17 protein-coding genes are annotated in these 15,403 nt (G+C 41.2%); all 17 read right to left on the minus strand.

What is annotated here, in order from left to right; genetic code table 11:
- Nucleotides 1–2 precede the first annotated feature (2 nt).
- Nucleotides 3–797 (minus strand): phosphatidate cytidylyltransferase, encoded by a 795-nt coding sequence (locus tag NXM86_RS12165; protein WP_015863478.1) that lies wholly within the window; start codon nucleotides 795–797, stop codon nucleotides 3–5.
- A 5-nt stretch (nucleotides 798–802) separates the two neighbouring features.
- Nucleotides 803–1,579: an undecaprenyl pyrophosphate synthase gene (gene uppS / locus NXM86_RS12170; RefSeq protein ID WP_115657215.1), complete on the minus strand. Its 777-nt coding sequence runs from the start codon at nucleotides 1,577–1,579 to the stop codon at nucleotides 803–805.
- Nucleotides 1,580–1,725: 146 nt separating this feature from the next.
- A complete protein-coding gene (gene frr / locus NXM86_RS12175) occupies nucleotides 1,726–2,283 on the minus strand; it encodes a ribosome recycling factor (protein WP_062753359.1) in 558 nt (185 codons plus the stop codon).
- 2 nt (nucleotides 2,284–2,285) lie between these two features.
- Entirely contained in the window at nucleotides 2,286–3,008 is a 723-nt protein-coding gene (gene pyrH / locus NXM86_RS12180; protein ID WP_062753361.1) for a UMP kinase, read from the minus strand.
- Between the two features lie 155 nt (nucleotides 3,009–3,163).
- Nucleotides 3,164–4,048: a translation elongation factor Ts gene (tsf, locus tag NXM86_RS12185; RefSeq protein ID WP_015863474.1), complete on the minus strand. Its 885-nt coding sequence runs from the start codon at nucleotides 4,046–4,048 to the stop codon at nucleotides 3,164–3,166.
- A 166-nt stretch (nucleotides 4,049–4,214) separates the two neighbouring features.
- A complete protein-coding gene (rpsB, locus tag NXM86_RS12190) occupies nucleotides 4,215–4,922 on the minus strand; it encodes a 30S ribosomal protein S2 (protein ID WP_062753365.1) in 708 nt (235 codons plus the stop codon).
- Between the two features lie 159 nt (nucleotides 4,923–5,081).
- Complete coding sequence (locus tag NXM86_RS12195) at nucleotides 5,082–5,552, minus strand: hypothetical protein (protein ID WP_015863472.1); 471 nt, start codon at nucleotides 5,550–5,552, stop codon at nucleotides 5,082–5,084.
- Nucleotides 5,553–5,561: 9 nt separating this feature from the next.
- Nucleotides 5,562–5,807, minus strand: a complete 246-nt coding sequence (locus tag NXM86_RS12200; protein WP_062753366.1) for a hypothetical protein — start codon at nucleotides 5,805–5,807, stop codon at nucleotides 5,562–5,564.
- 21 nt (nucleotides 5,808–5,828) lie between these two features.
- Nucleotides 5,829–6,593, minus strand: coding sequence for a FliA/WhiG family RNA polymerase sigma factor (locus NXM86_RS12205; protein WP_015863470.1), 765 nt, complete (start codon nucleotides 6,591–6,593; stop codon nucleotides 5,829–5,831).
- 43 nt (nucleotides 6,594–6,636) lie between these two features.
- Nucleotides 6,637–7,095 (minus strand): chemotaxis protein CheD, encoded by a 459-nt coding sequence (locus NXM86_RS12210; protein ID WP_171698686.1) that lies wholly within the window; start codon nucleotides 7,093–7,095, stop codon nucleotides 6,637–6,639.
- Between the two features lie 38 nt (nucleotides 7,096–7,133).
- Nucleotides 7,134–7,757, minus strand: a complete 624-nt coding sequence (locus tag NXM86_RS12215) for a chemotaxis protein CheC (protein ID WP_498959038.1) — start codon at nucleotides 7,755–7,757, stop codon at nucleotides 7,134–7,136.
- Nucleotides 7,758–7,814: 57 nt separating this feature from the next.
- A complete protein-coding gene (locus NXM86_RS12220; RefSeq protein WP_498958098.1) occupies nucleotides 7,815–8,252 on the minus strand; it encodes a chemotaxis protein CheW in 438 nt (145 codons plus the stop codon).
- 31 nt (nucleotides 8,253–8,283) lie between these two features.
- Nucleotides 8,284–10,311: a chemotaxis protein CheA gene (locus tag NXM86_RS12225; protein ID WP_062753370.1), complete on the minus strand. Its 2,028-nt coding sequence runs from the start codon at nucleotides 10,309–10,311 to the stop codon at nucleotides 8,284–8,286.
- On the minus strand, nucleotides 10,277–11,374 hold the full coding sequence (locus tag NXM86_RS12230) for a protein-glutamate methylesterase/protein-glutamine glutaminase (RefSeq protein WP_015863465.1): 1,098 nt from the start codon (nucleotides 11,372–11,374) through the stop codon (nucleotides 10,277–10,279). The genes NXM86_RS12225 and NXM86_RS12230 overlap by 35 nt, the downstream gene beginning before the upstream one ends.
- Before the next feature lie 7 nt (nucleotides 11,375–11,381).
- A complete protein-coding gene (locus NXM86_RS12235) occupies nucleotides 11,382–12,251 on the minus strand; it encodes a MinD/ParA family protein (RefSeq protein WP_062678213.1) in 870 nt (289 codons plus the stop codon).
- A complete protein-coding gene (gene flhF / locus NXM86_RS12240) occupies nucleotides 12,248–13,366 on the minus strand; it encodes a flagellar biosynthesis GTPase FlhF (protein ID WP_015863463.1) in 1,119 nt (372 codons plus the stop codon). The genes NXM86_RS12235 and flhF overlap by 4 nt, the downstream gene beginning before the upstream one ends.
- The gene (gene flhA, locus NXM86_RS12245) at nucleotides 13,363–15,402 is read right to left on the minus strand and encodes a flagellar biosynthesis protein FlhA (RefSeq protein ID WP_498958099.1); all 2,040 of its coding nucleotides are present in this window, start codon (nucleotides 15,400–15,402) and stop codon (nucleotides 13,363–13,365) included. Before flhA ends, flhF begins: the two co-directional genes overlap by 4 nt.
- Nucleotide 15,403: the final 1 nt, after the last annotated feature.

Here is a 15,403-nt window from a genome sequence, read left to right on the forward strand (position 1 = left end):
CCTTATAACGCTGCATTGATGAAAAAGTGTAAAATCGGCAAAATGAATAATAAACTATCAAAGCGGTCCAAAATACCGCCATGACCCGGCAAAATATTTCCTGAATCTTTCACGCCATAATACCGTTTAAATGCGGATTCGACTAAATCCCCTAATTGACCAAATATGGAAAGAACAATCGTCATCACAATTAAAAGGGCAAAACTGTCAAAAAGGTTTGTACATAGTTGATATATAATGGCAACAACAACCGCACAAACAATTCCGCCAATCGAGCCTTCTACGGTTTTATTCGGGCTAATTTCCGGCCAAAGCTTGCGTTTTCCCCATGCTCGACCGATAAAATACGCTCCCGTATCTGTCGCCCATATGGTAAATAAAGCATAAACCATATACGCTAAACCAATAAAGCGGGTTTCCATGAAATAATAAAACCCGAAGCCAACATAAAGAATGGATAAACATATAAATCCTGCTTCTTCAAATGTAAATGCGTTTTTTGTCACCACCGTATATATAAGCAACAATAATACGGCAACTACTAATAATTCGATTTTCGTTATATTGAAGGACTCGAGCCAATTGGTGTAGGCTTTTGGAATAAGAAGCCCCCATAAAAGCAGGAAACCAATGATTCCTTCTTTAGAAAACACGCGAAGACGTTTCATGCGCAATAATTCAAACAGCCCAATCGTTGCCAATATATATGTTACTATTATAAACGGAAATCCGCCAAAAATAACAATCGGTAAAAACAGTGCGGCGGCAATGACTCCAGTAATGATCCGTTGCTTCATCTTGTTTAAACTCCTCCAAACCGGCGATTACGCTTTTGAAAAGCAGCAATCGCTTCTAATAAATGTTGCTCTGTAAAATCTGGCCATAACACATCGGTAAACCAAAATTCAGTGTAAGCGAGCTGCCATAACATAAAATTGCTTAAACGTATTTCTCCGCTTGTACGGATGAGTAAATCCGGATCTGTTAAATCCTTTGTCATTAAATATGAAGACACTAATTCTTCCGTAATTTCCTCTGGAGATAACCAGCCTTTTTGCACTTCTTTGGCAATTTGTTGCATCGCATATGTAATTTCCGCACGGCTTCCGTAGTTTAAAGCAAAATTAAGAATTAACCCTGTATTTTCCTTTGTTTCGTCAATGGCTCTTTCTACCGCCCGCCGTGTATGCTCTGGAAGCCGTTCGATATGGCCAATCACGCGAACATTGACATTCTCCTCTGCCAATTCAGGAAGAAATGTCGTTAAAAATTGCTCTGGAAGCTTCATTAAATAATCTACTTCGCTTTTCGGACGCTTCCAATTTTCTGTTGAAAATGCATATAATGATAATATTTTAATGCCAAGTTCGTTGGCAAAACGAGTAATTTTGCGAACGACTTGCATGCCTTCATAATGGCCTGCCGCCCGCGGCAATGAGCGTTTTTTCGCCCATCGCCCGTTTCCATCCATAATGATGGCGACATGTTTCGGGATCGGATTTTGCATTATTTCTTCTTTTGTGTAAACAAGAGAAGAGGACGACACATCCTCCTTATTTTTCCAAATTTTATTAAACATACTAGTCCTCCATATGAAGATATTTTATTATTAATGTACCATGTGACTAGTGAGTTTCGAAACAGCTATTTTAACTCTCTGTCTCATTTGCTTTTTCATTATAACAAAAAAACCCTCCATGAAAATAGAGGGTCTTTCCTATTTCATTACACTTCCATAACTTCTTTTTCTTTCTCTTTCGTAATCGTATCAATTTTTGCGATATGGTCATCGGTAAGCTTTTGAACATCGTCCGTATAACCGCGCAATTCGTCTTCAGTAATTTCCCCGTTTTTCTCAAGCTTTTTCAACTCATCATTTGCATCACGGCGGATGTTACGAACAGCAACTTTCGCATCTTCCGAATATTTTTTGACAAGCTTCACTAGCTCGCGGCGACGTTCTTCTGTTAATGGCGGAATGGTGATGCGAATGACTGACCCATCGTTGGATGGCGTTAATCCTAAATCAGAAGATAAAATGGCTTTTTCGATATCTTTGATCACCGATTTATCATACGGCTGAATGACAAGCAGCCGCGCTTCCGGAACACTGATGCTTGCCAGCTGGATAATTGGTGTAGGCATGCCGTAATAATCAACTGTTACTTTTTCTAATAAACTCGGATTTGCTCTTCCTGCGCGAATGGTCGCAAGCTCACGAGTGAACGCTTGAACAGCTTTGTCCATTTTTTCCTTTGCAGTATTGATAATTTGTTGTACCATATTTATTTCCCCCTTACGATTGTTCCTATATTTTCACCAAGAACGGCACGTTTTATATTGCCTTCTTCCATAATGGAGAAAACAATCAACGGAATATCGTTATCCATACATAACGATGAAGCAGTGGAGTCCATCACGCCTAATCCTTGTTTAATAACCTCTAAATAGGATACTTCATCATATTTTACCGCGTTTTCATCGACTTTCGGATCAGCGCTATATACACCGTCAACGTTATTTTTTGCCATTAAAATAACGTCTGCTTCAATTTCAGCAGCACGTAATGCGGCAGTCGTATCGGTTGAAAAATATGGATTTCCTGTTCCTGCCGCAAAAATAACGACACGTTTTTTCTCCAAATGACGGATCGCTCTTCTTCGTATGTAAGGTTCAGCCACTTGCCGCATCTCAATCGATGTTTGCACTCTCGTTTCAACACCGAGATTTTCAAGGCTATCTTGGAGAGCAAGCGAATTCATCACTGTTGCAAGCATTCCCATATAGTCCGCTGTGGCGCGATCCATTCCCATCTCGCTTCCCGTTTTTCCGCGCCATATATTGCCGCCGCCAACGACGATCGCAATCTCAACACCGAGTTCGGCGACTTCTTTTACTTGTTTTGCAATGGATTGAATGATCGAAGGATTAATACCAAATCCTTGTTCACCAGCTAACGCTTCACCGCTTAATTTTAATACAACTCGCTTATACTTTGGCTTTTCCATGTCAAACCTCCATGCAGCTAATTAAAAGCGAAAAAACGTTTATTTCCAAGGAAACATCGCAAAGAAAATGCCACATTGCTTCCTGTCAAGCTAAGCGTTGTAACGTTCTATTTTTAAAAATAGGGAACACGGCGTGTGTTCCCTATGGACTTCATTCATTGCTTTCTCATTTGATTCATTACTTCTTCAGCAAAGTTATCTTGGCGTTTTTCCATACCTTCGCCAACTTCATAACGGATAAATGTTTTCACTGTCGCGCCGTTAGATTCAACATATTGACGGACTTTTACATCTGGGTTTTTCACAAATGCTTGTTCTAGCAAGCAAATATCTTCATAAAATTTGTTTAAACGGCCTTCTACCATTTTTTCAACGATATGTTCCGGTTTTCCTTCATTTAATGCTTGCTGTTTCAATACTTCGCGTTCGCGATTAATTTCTTCTTGCGGCACTTGGTCGCGAGAAACGTATTTCGGATGCAATGCAGCGATATGCATTGCCACATCTTTCGCTACTTCTTGGTTTGCCGAACCTGCTAATAATGTTAATACGCCGATGCGGCCTCCCATGTGCAAATACGCACCGAAAACATCATTTTCTCCTTTTTCCACAATTTCAAAACGACGCAACGTGATTTTTTCACCAATTTTTGCAATTGCAGCATTAATATGTTCTTGAACTGTTGCCCCGTTATCCATTGTTTGTCCAAGCGCTTCTTCAAGCGTAGCTGGTTTATGTTTTAACAAGTGTGCAGCAAGTTCTTTTACTAACGTTTGGAACGCTTCGTTTTTCGCAACAAAGTCCGTTTCAGAGTTCACTTCTAAAATAACAGCCGTGTTGCCGTCGACTTCGACCAGCGTCATTCCTTCCGCAGCAATACGATCCGCTTTTTTCGCCGCTTTGGCGATCCCTTTCTCGCGAAGCCAATCGATCGCTTTTTCCATATCACCGTTTGTTTCTGTGAGCGCTTTTTTGCAATCCATCATCCCCGCGCCCGTTTTTTCACGCAATTCTTTTACCATTTGTGCTGTAATCGCCATAAATAAAAATCCTCCTTTAAACTCGCATATATGTATCGTTCAAGCAAAATCGGCGGAAGCTAATTTTGCTCTCTCCCGTAATTAGTATAGCCAACTACGGCCATTTTCTGTCTCAAAAAAAGGTGATAAAAGGCTTTTCCCCTCTTATCACCTTTCCCAAAACACATTACTCAGCAGCAACGACTGCTTCTTCGCCTTGTTTTGCTTCTAACACTGCGTCCGCAATTTTGGAAGTAAGAAGTTTTACGGCACGAATTGCATCGTCGTTTGCTGGAATGACATAGTCAATTTCATCCGGATCGCAGTTTGTATCTACAATTCCGATAATCGGAATGTTTAATTTGCGCGCTTCTGCAACAGCAATGCGCTCTTTGCGCGGATCGATTACAAACAATGCGTCCGGCAATTCTTTCATTTCTTTAATGCCGCCTAAAAATTTCTCTAAACGTTCTTGTTCTTTCTTTAAACGAATGACTTCTTTTTTCGGAAGTACGTCAAAGATGCCGTCTTCCGCCATTTTTTCAATTTCTTTTAAACGTTTAATACGTTTTTGAATCGTTGCAAAGTTTGTTAATGTACCACCTAACCAACGTTGATTCACATAGAACATGCCGCAACGTTCTGCTTCTTCTTTCACAGACTCTTGCGCTTGTTTTTTCGTACCGACAAACAAAATTTTACCGCCGTTTGCTGCTAATTCTTTTACGAAATTATATGCTTCTTCCACTTTTTTGACGGTTTTTTGTAAGTCGATAATATAAATGCCGTTGCGTTCTGTGAAAATATATTTTTTCATTTTTGGATTCCAACGGCGAGTTTGATGTCCGAAATGAACACCAGCTTCAAGCAATTGTTTCATAGAAATAACTGACATTGCAAGATCCTCCTATTTGCTTGGTTTTTATTCCTCCGCCCACGTCATTTTTAAGCAAGACTGACAGCGTCAGCACCGTTGCTTAAATCGATGGGCGTGTGTATTCACACCATGTAAAAATATATCATAACTGCATGTGACAATCAAGCAATTGTTAGCCTACTTTTGGCGAAATTTTAATAATAACTCGATTTCCGTTTTTCCTTTTTTTAGAATTTTAGCGATTTCTTCAATCGTTTTTCCTTGTTCGAAAAGCTGCCATGCCTCTTCGACAAGCGAAGGCATAGCTTGATGACGTATATCAACGATGTCTTTCACATCGTCAACGTTTGGAAAATAGTTAGGCAGCGCTTCTTCTTTTGTCGATGTTGCATCGGCTTTGGAAGAAGATTGCTTTCTATCAGCCTTAGTGCGATTGGTCAGCATGTCGGTCAGCTCTTTTAGAAAACGCTCGTTTTCTTCCTTCCACTCTAATAAATATGCAGAAAACGTTTGTTCCATCTCCTCAGCCATTTGTTGCTGACGTTTTTCTGTTTCTTTCACTTTCGATAATTGTAAATAAAGCAAAATAATAACGAACAATGAAAGCGCATGAAGAATAAAACTGACAACAAGTAAAAATGCAATCATCGCATCCCTCTATCCTATCATATCAATGATTTTTCCTTTATATGGATGGATATTTTTATTGTTTTGTTCCCGGCAAATATTGGCGCTTGTTCGCTTTTCTGTCACTTGCCTCCGCGCTCGCTCCTCTTGTTTTTTTGTCGCTTCAGCAAGCTGCGATTGCATAAGCTGTGCGTGATGATGCAAAGCATTTTGAATTTTTCCAGCATCGTACGTTTTTGGGAACGCTATTTGTAATTCGATTAATTTGATATCCATATGTCCCCACTTCCTTTTAAGCTAAAGCGCTTGTTCTAGAATTTTGCGCAGCTTAAAAATGGCTTTTGAATGAAGCTGGGAAATTCTTGATGTGGAAAGTCCTAAAATTTCTCCAATTTCGGTAAAAGTAAGTTCTTCTTTATAAAACAAACTAATAACAAGCTGCTCTTTTTCACTTAGCTGCTGGATTACTTCTGCCAATTTCTCATACAATTCCTGCTTTAAAACTTCTTCCTCCGGAGAAGGTGTTTTTTCATCACGAATGGCTAGAAGCGCGTTTTCTTCTTCCTTGTTTTCCGTAATAACATGTTGAAAAGATAAGACGTTGGCAAAAAAGTTCTCATTTACTGCCATATATACTTCCTCTTCTGTGATCCCTAGTTCATCGGCAACTTCTTTTGCTGTAACAGACCGCATATACCGCTGCTCCAGCTTTTCGATCGTTTCCTCAATTTTTTTCGCCTTTTCCCTTACGCTGCGCGGAAGCCAATCTTCTTTGCGCAGCCCATCGAAAATGGCGCCGCGAATCCGAAATGAGGCGTACGTATCAAATTTTAAATCACGGGAGGGATCAAACTTTTCGAGCGCGTCGTAAAGCCCCATTAATCCAAGACTTATTAATTCTTGTTTACTTATAGTTTTTGGCAACGACGCGGCTATTCGTTGAACATGATAATGAACAAGCGGCATATATGTTTGCACGAGCTTATCTCCGGCTTGCGGGTCACGGTGATATATCCAACGATCCCAATATTTGCGTTCTTCGCTCGTTAAAACGTTCGCCATGTGATTCCACCTCATCTTTTTCAAAATGCCGCTGTTATTTCTCTCATATTTCTTTCGTCCCTTGATTCACTGTACGAATCGATAAAATGGCCGTTTTCGGATTAAATTCGATCGTTCGTCCGCTGTTGCCGCCAACATCTTCGGCAACGATCGGAATATGAAACCGGTTCAACTGCTGCCTAACTGCTTCGACATTCCTTGCTCCAATTCGCATCATATCCGTACTTTTGGAAGGAAAAGAAAACATTTGCGCTCCACCGGCCATTTTTGCTTTTAGCATCCCTTTTCTTCCTCCCGCCTGAACAACGAGTTCTATTAACGCTTCGATCGCTGTATCTGCATATTTGGCTACGTTCATTGTTTCCGATCTCGAAAGCGAAGAATCAGGAAGCATCACATGCGCAAGTCCCGCCACTTCCTTCCATTGGTCAAAAATGACGACGCCGACACATGATCCTAATCCAGATGTTCGAATTAAATTTGGCGCATGAACCACCTTCATATCGGCAATGCCAACTTTTACTACATGAATGGTTTCGCTCACGGAAGATCCACACCTAATGCGCGAAAAATGGAAGCGAACGAATCTGGATCAGGAAGCAAGAAGAAATGCCCATTGACACTATCTTCTGGACGGCGTTCATCATACAAAGCGGTATCAATAAGAATCGCATAATCACCAACGCGAGACAATTCCAATAACCCATATTGCAAAATAGCGCCAATCATATCAACGGTTAGCATCGGAACAGATGGATAAAATGTCAAATTAGTAAAGTCAGCCAGTGCCGAAAGATAGGAACCGGCAAGTATATTTCCTAGCTCTTGCAGCGCTGATTGTCCTAGTTCTGATGGATGTGAATCAAACGTAAACGTCTCATCCCCCGTCATTTGACGTATAAACCGCTCTGCCTGTGCCAATGAAAGTACAAAAAACATATTTCCCGGAGCATCTCCTTCAATCCTCAAATACACACATGCTACTACTTGTTCCGCACCGCCAATAAGCTCCATTACTTCATCAAATGTAGCAATTTGAACATATGGAACAGCCATTTCAATTTTTTTATTTAATAGTTTTGATAAGGCTGTTGCTGCATTCCCTGCTCCGATATTGCCGATTTCTTTTAAAATATCAATATGGGTGCCACTTAATTTGTTGATATGTTACATCATTTTGTAACTCCTCTCGATAAAAGCAAAGCTTTCCCGACAATGGCATTATGTTTCCAACGCTTTCTCTAAATTGAGCAAAATAAGCAATCTTTTTCCTACCTTTGCTACCCCATGAATATAATCCACTTCCACAGCACCAATCGCTTCTGGAGGCGGTTCGATGCTTGACGCGGGTATATCAAGCACATCGTTAGCAGCATCGACAATCAACCCAACTTCTATATCTTGAAGCGCAACAATAATAATGCGCGTTTGTTCGGAATAAGGGGAAGAAGGAAAACCAAATCGTTCTCTCAAGTCAATAATCGGTGTTACTACACCACGTAAATTAATAACTCCTTTCACATAATGCGCCGTACGCGGAACTCGAGTAATATGTTGAATTTTTTTGATGGAACGAACGTATTGAACAGGGAGTGCATATTCTTCATTTTTTAGTTGAAAAACAATCACTTTCCATTCCGACTCTTGAACGTCAACCATCTTACATTCCTCCTTCCAATTAAAACCACTATTATTTAATTAACGCATTGCAGTCGATAATAAGCGCTACTTGCCCATCCCCTAATATGGTGGCACCGGAAATAGCAAATACAGAAGTTAAATAGTTTCCTAATGATTTTAAAACGACTTCCTGTTGCCCAATAAAGGAATCAACAACAAGGCCCGCCATTTTTTCCCCTTTGCGAACGATGACCACGGAAACAAATTCTTTCTCTTCCGATATAGTTGGTACTTCAAAAATTTCTTTTAAGAATACAAGCGGGACAACTTTTCCACGGAAATCAATGACTCGCTGATTATGCGCATGGAAAATATCTTCTTTCTTAATGATCGCTGTCTCAATAATGGATGATAATGGAATAGCATATTTTTCTTGTTGAATTTCAACAAGCAGCACTGAAATAATGGACAATGTTAACGGCAGTTGAATCGAAAAAATGGATCCTTTTCCTTCCTCGGAATCCACTGTCACCGCACCGCCAAGCGATTCGATCGTGCTTTTGACAACATCAAGCCCAACTCCGCGTCCAGAAATATCAGAAATTTTGTCTGCCGTCGAAAAACCAGGAGCAAAAATAAGCTCATACACTTGCCTATCCGTTAAATTAGCGGCGTTTTGCTGGGAAATAATTCCCTTATCCATCGCTTTTTGCAACACTTTATCACGATTAATGCCGGCACCATCGTCCTCTATTTCAATAAACACATGATTACCGCTATGATACGCTTTTAATTTTACCGTTCCTTCTTCCGGTTTGCCGTTTGCCCGACGCACATCTGGTGTTTCAATGCCATGGTCAATTGCATTGCGGAGAAGGTGAACAAGCGGATCACCGATTTCATCAATAACCGTGCGATCAAGCTCTGTTTCCGCCCCGATGATTTCTAGCTTTACTTTTTTCCCTAATTCGCGCGCCAACTGACGAACCATGCGCGGGAACCGGTTAAAGACCGTTTCTACCGGCACCATGCGCATATTTAAAATAATGTTTTGTAAATCGCTTGAAATGCGCGACATTCGTTCCACCGTTTCATGAAGTTCCGGATGATTTAATTCGCGGGAAATTTGCTCCAAACGCCCGCGGTCAATGACAAGCTCCTCAAATAAATTCATTAAAATATCGAGTCGTTCGATATTAACGCGGATCGTTTTATTTGCTGATATCGATTGTTTTGTCGCTGCATTTGCCTCAACGCTTTTCGGACGCTGTTCTTTCTCGACGGTTGCTGCTTGTTGTTGCATTGTTTCTTCCTGAACAACTTCGACATCGTTTGTTTTCTTCCGCTCATCTATATCGAATAGTGCTACGTCCACTTCTTCCACTTCGGAAACTTTCATTATCCGCTCATATAATTCTTCTGCTGATTTTTTCGTTACAACGGTGACAATGAATTCCCGATCAAACTTCTCCTCCTCAAGCATCTCTACAGGAGGGTTCGATTTAATCACTTCGCCTGCTTCGTTTAATGCTTCAAATATCATAAACACGCGTGCAGATTTTAATAAACAGTCAGCTCGTAATTTAACGCGTATTTCATACGCAAAAAAGCCTTGCTCTTTTGATTGTTGCAGCACATTGTACTCAAATTCTCCGTAAGTTTGGGTAAGTGATATATTAGAAGAACTAGTCTGTTCCGTTCCTAATTTAGTCGGTGACTCTCCTTGTTCAATACGTTTTAATTGATCGACTACTTCTTTTACATCACGCTTGCCATCGCCGCCTTCCGCAATGGACATAATCATCGCTTCTAAATGATCCACTGCCTGAAAAACAACATCTAATATTTCTGGGGTAACGGTAATTTTATGGTTGCGAATGCCGTCAAGCACATTTTCCATTTGATGGGTCAAATTTGCTAAATCTTCAAACCCCATCGTTGCAGACATTCCTTTCAACGTATGTGCTGAACGGAAAATCTCGTTTACAATCGACATGTCTTCAGGTGCTTTTTCCAATTCTAGCAACTGTTCATTGATTGCTTGTAAATGCTCTTTACTTTCTTCAATGAACACTTCCAAATATTGGCTCATGTCCATCGCCTTTTCCCCCTTGCCCTTCTACATATTTGACAATCATTTCTGCAATTTGTTCTAAAGGCACGATCGAATCTACTACATTTGCTTGAATCGCTGCTCTCGGCATCCCGAACACGACCGCTGTTTCCTGTGCTTCAGCGATTACTTTGGTGTTTCCATTTTCTTTTAATTTTTTTAATCCTGCTGTTCCGTCTGAACCCATTCCTGTCATAATGACTGCAATTTTTTCATAGCCCGTTAATGCGCTTATCGATTCAAACAGCACATCAACAGATGGACGATGGCCATTTCGTGGCGGCGACTGTTCCACGCATGCCGTAAGCGACCCATTTGATTCACGTACTAATAAATGAAACCCGCCAGGCGCAATATAAGCAGTGCCATTTTGCAACGTTTCCCCATCTTCTGCCTCTTTTACGGTAATTTGTGAAAGTGAATCAAGCCTTTGTGCCAATGATTTTGTAAATCCTTTTGGCATATGTTGAACGATCATAATTGGTGCAGCAATATTTTCTGGCAATCTCGTTAACACTTGCTGTAAAGCGCGGGGGCCTCCCGTTGATGTCCCAATACAAACGATTTTTTTGCGCTGATGTGCCCGCTTGTCATACATCGGATTCATTATTATTTCACTTGCATTGTCTTTGGATATTACCCGTACATTGGCACGACTTGCTAGCAGCACTTTGTTTATTAGTTCTTCTTTCACTTTATATAAATCAAGCGAAATCTCCCCGGACGGTTTTGCAACAAAGTCGATCGCCCCATATTGCATGGCGATAATCGTATTTTTTGCACCTTCTGTCGTCGTGCTGGATAACATTACAACAGGAAGCGGATGTTCTTTCATTATTTGTTTAAGCGCATCAATCCCATTCATAATCGGCATTTCGACATCTAATGTAACGACATCCGGATTTAGCAGAGAAACCTTTTTTAGTGCTTCTTTGCCGTTTCTAGCCGCTCCTACTACTTCGATTTGCGGGTTTTCGGAAAGAAGATCGGTAATAAACTTTCGCATAAAAGCCGAGTCATCTACAACGAGCACTTTCACTTTGTTCATGTATTCTCTACCTTTCTAAAAGGAAATGCCGCAATCTAGCAAAGAAGTTAAACGATCGCTGGACTCTTTCTTCATCCATTGCCCGCGCTGACAAATAACGATCCGTTAGCATATACATTGCACGGCTAATTTTCGAAGCCGGGTCGAACAGTAAAAACGGTGTTTGCCGCACTACTGCCTTATAGACAGAGCGGTCTTCCGGCAAAACGCCCAACGGAATAATATCCTTATTAAGAAATTGTTTTGCCACACTTTTTAATCGACGCAACGTATCTCGTCCTTCTTGATCGGTCTGGGCTCGATTCACAATGACATAAAACGGAATATTCTTTTCTTGCATATGAACATACTTCATCATCGCATACGCATCTGTCATCGCTGTCGGCTCCGGTGTCGTGACGATAAAAATTTCATGGACCGCCTTTAAAAGACGAAGACGATCTTCGGAAATCCCCGCTCCCATATCGAAAATAAGATAGTCGTATTGTTCCGACACCAATTGCAGCTGCGTTAAAAAGAAATCTACTTTTTCTTCGTCCATTGTAAATATGTTTGCTAGTCCTGTTCCTCCAGCAATAAACGAAATATTTTCCGGACCATTTTTAATCAGCTCATATAACGAAAACCGCTCATAAAACAAGTCAATTATCGTCGCATGAGACGATTGACCGAGCAAAATATCGATGTTTCCCATTCCAATGTCCATGTCAAGCAACAATACCCGAAAGCCTCGTTTGGATAACATAATCGAAAAGTTGAGTGAGACGTTGGATTTACCGACCCCACCTTTCCCGCTAGTGATTGCAATCGCTTTTGTCGCACTTTGTTCATTTCGTCTATTTAATCGCAACCGTAAGCTTTCTGCTTGATCTCTCATGTTCGTTCGACTCCAAACAACATATTCATCATTTGTTCAACCGATGCTTCCATCATATCGTCAGGAACGTTTTGGCCATTTGTTAAATAAGCAGCTCCTACTTTATATTCCATCATTAAATTAAACATCGCACCGTAATGAGTTGTTTCATCTAACTTTGTAAAGATGAAGCGATCAATCGGAATGAGAGAAAACTGTTCATAAATCGTTTTCATATCCTCGTATTTTGCCGTTAGCGCAAATACGAGAAACGTCTCCATTTCTTCATTAAAATCGATCATATTTCGCAAATCTTTTACATATTGTAAATGACGGAAATTTCGTCCCGCTGTATCAATAAATACTACATCGCGATCGGACAGTTTTTTCTTTGCTTCGTGAAAATCTTGCAAATTATAACAAACTTCAAGAGGTACATTTAAAATGTTGGCATACGTTTTCAGTTGATCGATGGCTGCAATCCGATACGTGTCTGTCGTAATAAATGCAATGTTTTTTCCATGCTCCAAAACGCAGCGCGCCGCAATTTTGGCTAATGTCGTCGTTTTTCCTACCCCTGTTGGCCCAACAACATTAATATATTTTTTCTGAAAGGAAATTCCGCCGAACGGAAGCGGCGACAATTTTTCCTTCACGATTTCTTTGGCCCAGGCAAACACCTGCTTTTCTGCCGCTTTTCCGCCACTTTTATACCATTTCTCAAGCAAATCAGCCATGATTTCTTGCGCAAGCGGAGCAGAAATTTCTTGTCTTACTAGCCGGTAATGCACTTCTCTAAGCGGTTTCGGATAATGGGAAAAGCCGGTGGTGACGTTTGTCGAGAGCTGTTTTAACATCGTTTTTAACTCTTTTAGTTCATGAAGCAACTCCGCATCTTTGTTCTGTTTTTTCTCGGCAAGAAACGGAGCCGTTTCTTTTTTTCTTTCTAATCTTTGGCGAACAGGCTGCGAGTCGACAGCGGCAATCACCTCGATATTTTTTTTTGTAAATAACCCCAAAAATCCGCCTTTACGAACCACTTTTGAATTTAAAATCACCGCATCGCTCCCAAGTTCCGCACGAATCATTTTCATTGCTTCCGGCATCGACGGTGCAACAAATTTCTTTACTTTCATGCTATATCCACCATCCCAACGCTTTGAACTTCCACATTTGCTTCAAGCTCGTTGTAAGATAAAATCGGCAAGTTTGGAAAATATCGTTCCGTCAATTGCCGCACATACATACGAACAGCAGGGGAACAAAGCAAAATCGGCGTCTGATTCGCAAACGGATGCTGTTCAAGCTGTGCGGCAATCGCTTCAATAATCGACTGCGACCTTTCCGGATCCAGCGATAGATAGCTTCCATGTTCAGTCTGTTGTACCGCATCGGCAATCGTTTTTTCCACTTTTCCTGATAATGTAATTACTTTTAACGGCTCTCCCGGAATGACATATTGATTCGTAATTTGCCTTGCTAACGCTTGCCTCACATATTCGGTTAATATGTCTGTATCCGTTGTCATGCGGGCAAAATCTGCCAGTGTTTCAAAAATGAGCGGCAAATTGCGAATCGATACTTTTTCTCTTAATAGTTTCGCTAGTACTTTTTGCACTTCACCGATCGAAAGTGGATTCGGCGTCACTTCTTCCACTAATACCGGATACGATTCTTTCAAATGATCGATAAGCTGCTTCGTTTCCTGACGCCCTAACAATTCATAAGCATGGGCTTTTAACACTTCTGTAATATGTGTAGAAACGACAGACGGCGGATCAACGACCGTATAGCCCAACATTTCCGCCCGATCTTTCATATCTTCGGAAATCCATTTGGCAGGAAGTCCAAATGCCGGCTCCACAGTGTCAATTCCCTCAATGGAATCATCTTCGATTCCTGGGCTCATCGCTAAATAATGATCTAAGAGCAGTTCACCGCGCGCCACTTCATTCCCTTTAATTTTTAAACGATACTCATTTGGCTGAAGTTGAATATTATCACGTATACGAACAACTGGAATGACTAACCCTAGCTCTAGGGCTAGCTGCCGGCGAATCATGACAATCCGATCAAGCAGATCCCCGCCTTGATTCGCATCGGCAAGCGGAATAAGGGCATAACCAAACTCAAACTCAATCGGATCCACATTCAGTAGGCTAATAACACTTTCCGGACTTTTTAATTCGTCCATTTCCGTTTCTTTCGTTTCTTCTTGCGAAGGCGCTGCTTCTTGACGGGCCGTCTGTGTGGAAAAACGATATCCGCCAAGCGCAAGCAGACCGGCAATCGGAATCGTAAGCACATCATTAATCGGTGTGAACAGGCCTAACAAGAAAATCGTTCCCGCCGTCACATATAACATTTTTGGAAACGCAAACAACTGCTTCATAATGTCGCCGCCGAGATTGCTATCGGATGCGGCTCTTGTCACGACAATTCCCGTAGCTGTTGAAATTAATAATGCCGGAATTTGACTAACAATTCCATCCCCAACGGTTAATAACGTGTAGCGCTGTGCCGCCTCAGAAACATCAAGCCCCTGCTGAACAACGCCAATCACCATGCCAAAAAGCATATTAACGACGACAATAATCATCCCGGCAATAGCATCGCCTTTTACAAATTTGCTCGCTCCATCCATCGCCCCATAAAAGTCCGCTTCCTGAGCAATTTTTTCACGGCGCTGCCGCGCTTCTTGTTCCGAAATCATTCCTGCATTTAAATCAGCGTCAATGCTCATTTGTTTCCCGGGCATCGCATCGAGCGTAAAGCGTGCCGCTACTTCTGATACACGTTCAGCGCCTTTTGTAATGACGACAAACTGGATAATAATTAAAATCAAAAACACAACGAAGCCAACGACCACATTGCCGCCAACAACAAACGTACCAAACGTTTCCACAACCCCGCCTGCTTCTCCTTTACTTAAAATCGAACGTGTCGTAGAAACGTTTAACCCTAACCGAAATAGTGTAAGAAGTAATAAAAGGGACGGAAAAATCGAAAATTGCAGCGGCTCTTTCATATTCATCGCCGTAAGGAGAACTAATAGCGCAAGCGAAATATTAATAATAATTAATACACTTAACAGCCATGACGGCAGCGGGATAATGAGCATTGCTACAATTAAAACAACCATCAATAATACCGATAAATCTCTTGCTTGCATA

Origin of the sequence: Geobacillus sp. CX412 (assembly GCF_027942335.1) — a bacterium.
Lineage (GTDB): Bacteria > Bacillota > Bacilli > Bacillales > Anoxybacillaceae > Parageobacillus_B > Parageobacillus_B toebii.

What these genes read in the sequence shown, in the direction of transcription:
- NXM86_RS12210 (WP_171698686.1), bottom strand. Translation starts at nt 7,095, where the DNA reads ATGAAGGTGGTTCATGCGCCAAATTTAATTCGAACATCTGGATTAGGA.
- flhA (WP_498958099.1), bottom strand. Translation starts at nt 15,402, where the DNA reads ATGCAAGCAAGAGATTTATCGGTATTATTGATGGTTGTTTTAATTGTA.
- flhF (WP_015863463.1), bottom strand. Translation starts at nt 13,366, where the DNA reads ATGAAAGTAAAGAAATTTGTTGCACCGTCGATGCCGGAAGCAATGAAA.
- NXM86_RS12200 (WP_062753366.1), bottom strand. Translation starts at nt 5,807, where the DNA reads ATGGATATCAAATTAATCGAATTACAAATAGCGTTCCCAAAAACGTAC.
- NXM86_RS12225 (WP_062753370.1), bottom strand. Translation starts at nt 10,311, where the DNA reads ATGGACATGAGCCAATATTTGGAAGTGTTCATTGAAGAAAGTAAAGAG.
- NXM86_RS12165 (WP_015863478.1), bottom strand. Translation starts at nt 797, where the DNA reads ATGAAGCAACGGATCATTACTGGAGTCATTGCCGCCGCACTGTTTTTA.
- frr (WP_062753359.1), bottom strand. Translation starts at nt 2,283, where the DNA reads ATGGTACAACAAATTATCAATACTGCAAAGGAAAAAATGGACAAAGCT.
- NXM86_RS12220 (WP_498958098.1), bottom strand. Translation starts at nt 8,252, where the DNA reads ATGGTTGACGTTCAAGAGTCGGAATGGAAAGTGATTGTTTTTCAACTA.
- NXM86_RS12235 (WP_062678213.1), bottom strand. Translation starts at nt 12,251, where the DNA reads ATGAGAGATCAAGCAGAAAGCTTACGGTTGCGATTAAATAGACGAAAT.
- tsf (WP_015863474.1), bottom strand. Translation starts at nt 4,048, where the DNA reads ATGGCGATTACAGCACAAATGGTAAAAGAATTGCGTGAAAAAACGGGC.
- NXM86_RS12230 (WP_015863465.1), bottom strand. Translation starts at nt 11,374, where the DNA reads ATGAACAAAGTGAAAGTGCTCGTTGTAGATGACTCGGCTTTTATGCGA.
- uppS (WP_115657215.1), bottom strand. Translation starts at nt 1,579, where the DNA reads ATGTTTAATAAAATTTGGAAAAATAAGGAGGATGTGTCGTCCTCTTCT.
- pyrH (WP_062753361.1), bottom strand. Translation starts at nt 3,008, where the DNA reads ATGGAAAAGCCAAAGTATAAGCGAGTTGTATTAAAATTAAGCGGTGAA.
- NXM86_RS12205 (WP_015863470.1), bottom strand. Translation starts at nt 6,593, where the DNA reads ATGGCGAACGTTTTAACGAGCGAAGAACGCAAATATTGGGATCGTTGG.
- rpsB (WP_062753365.1), bottom strand. Translation starts at nt 4,922, where the DNA reads ATGTCAGTTATTTCTATGAAACAATTGCTTGAAGCTGGTGTTCATTTC.
- NXM86_RS12195 (WP_015863472.1), bottom strand. Translation starts at nt 5,552, where the DNA reads ATGATTGCATTTTTACTTGTTGTCAGTTTTATTCTTCATGCGCTTTCA.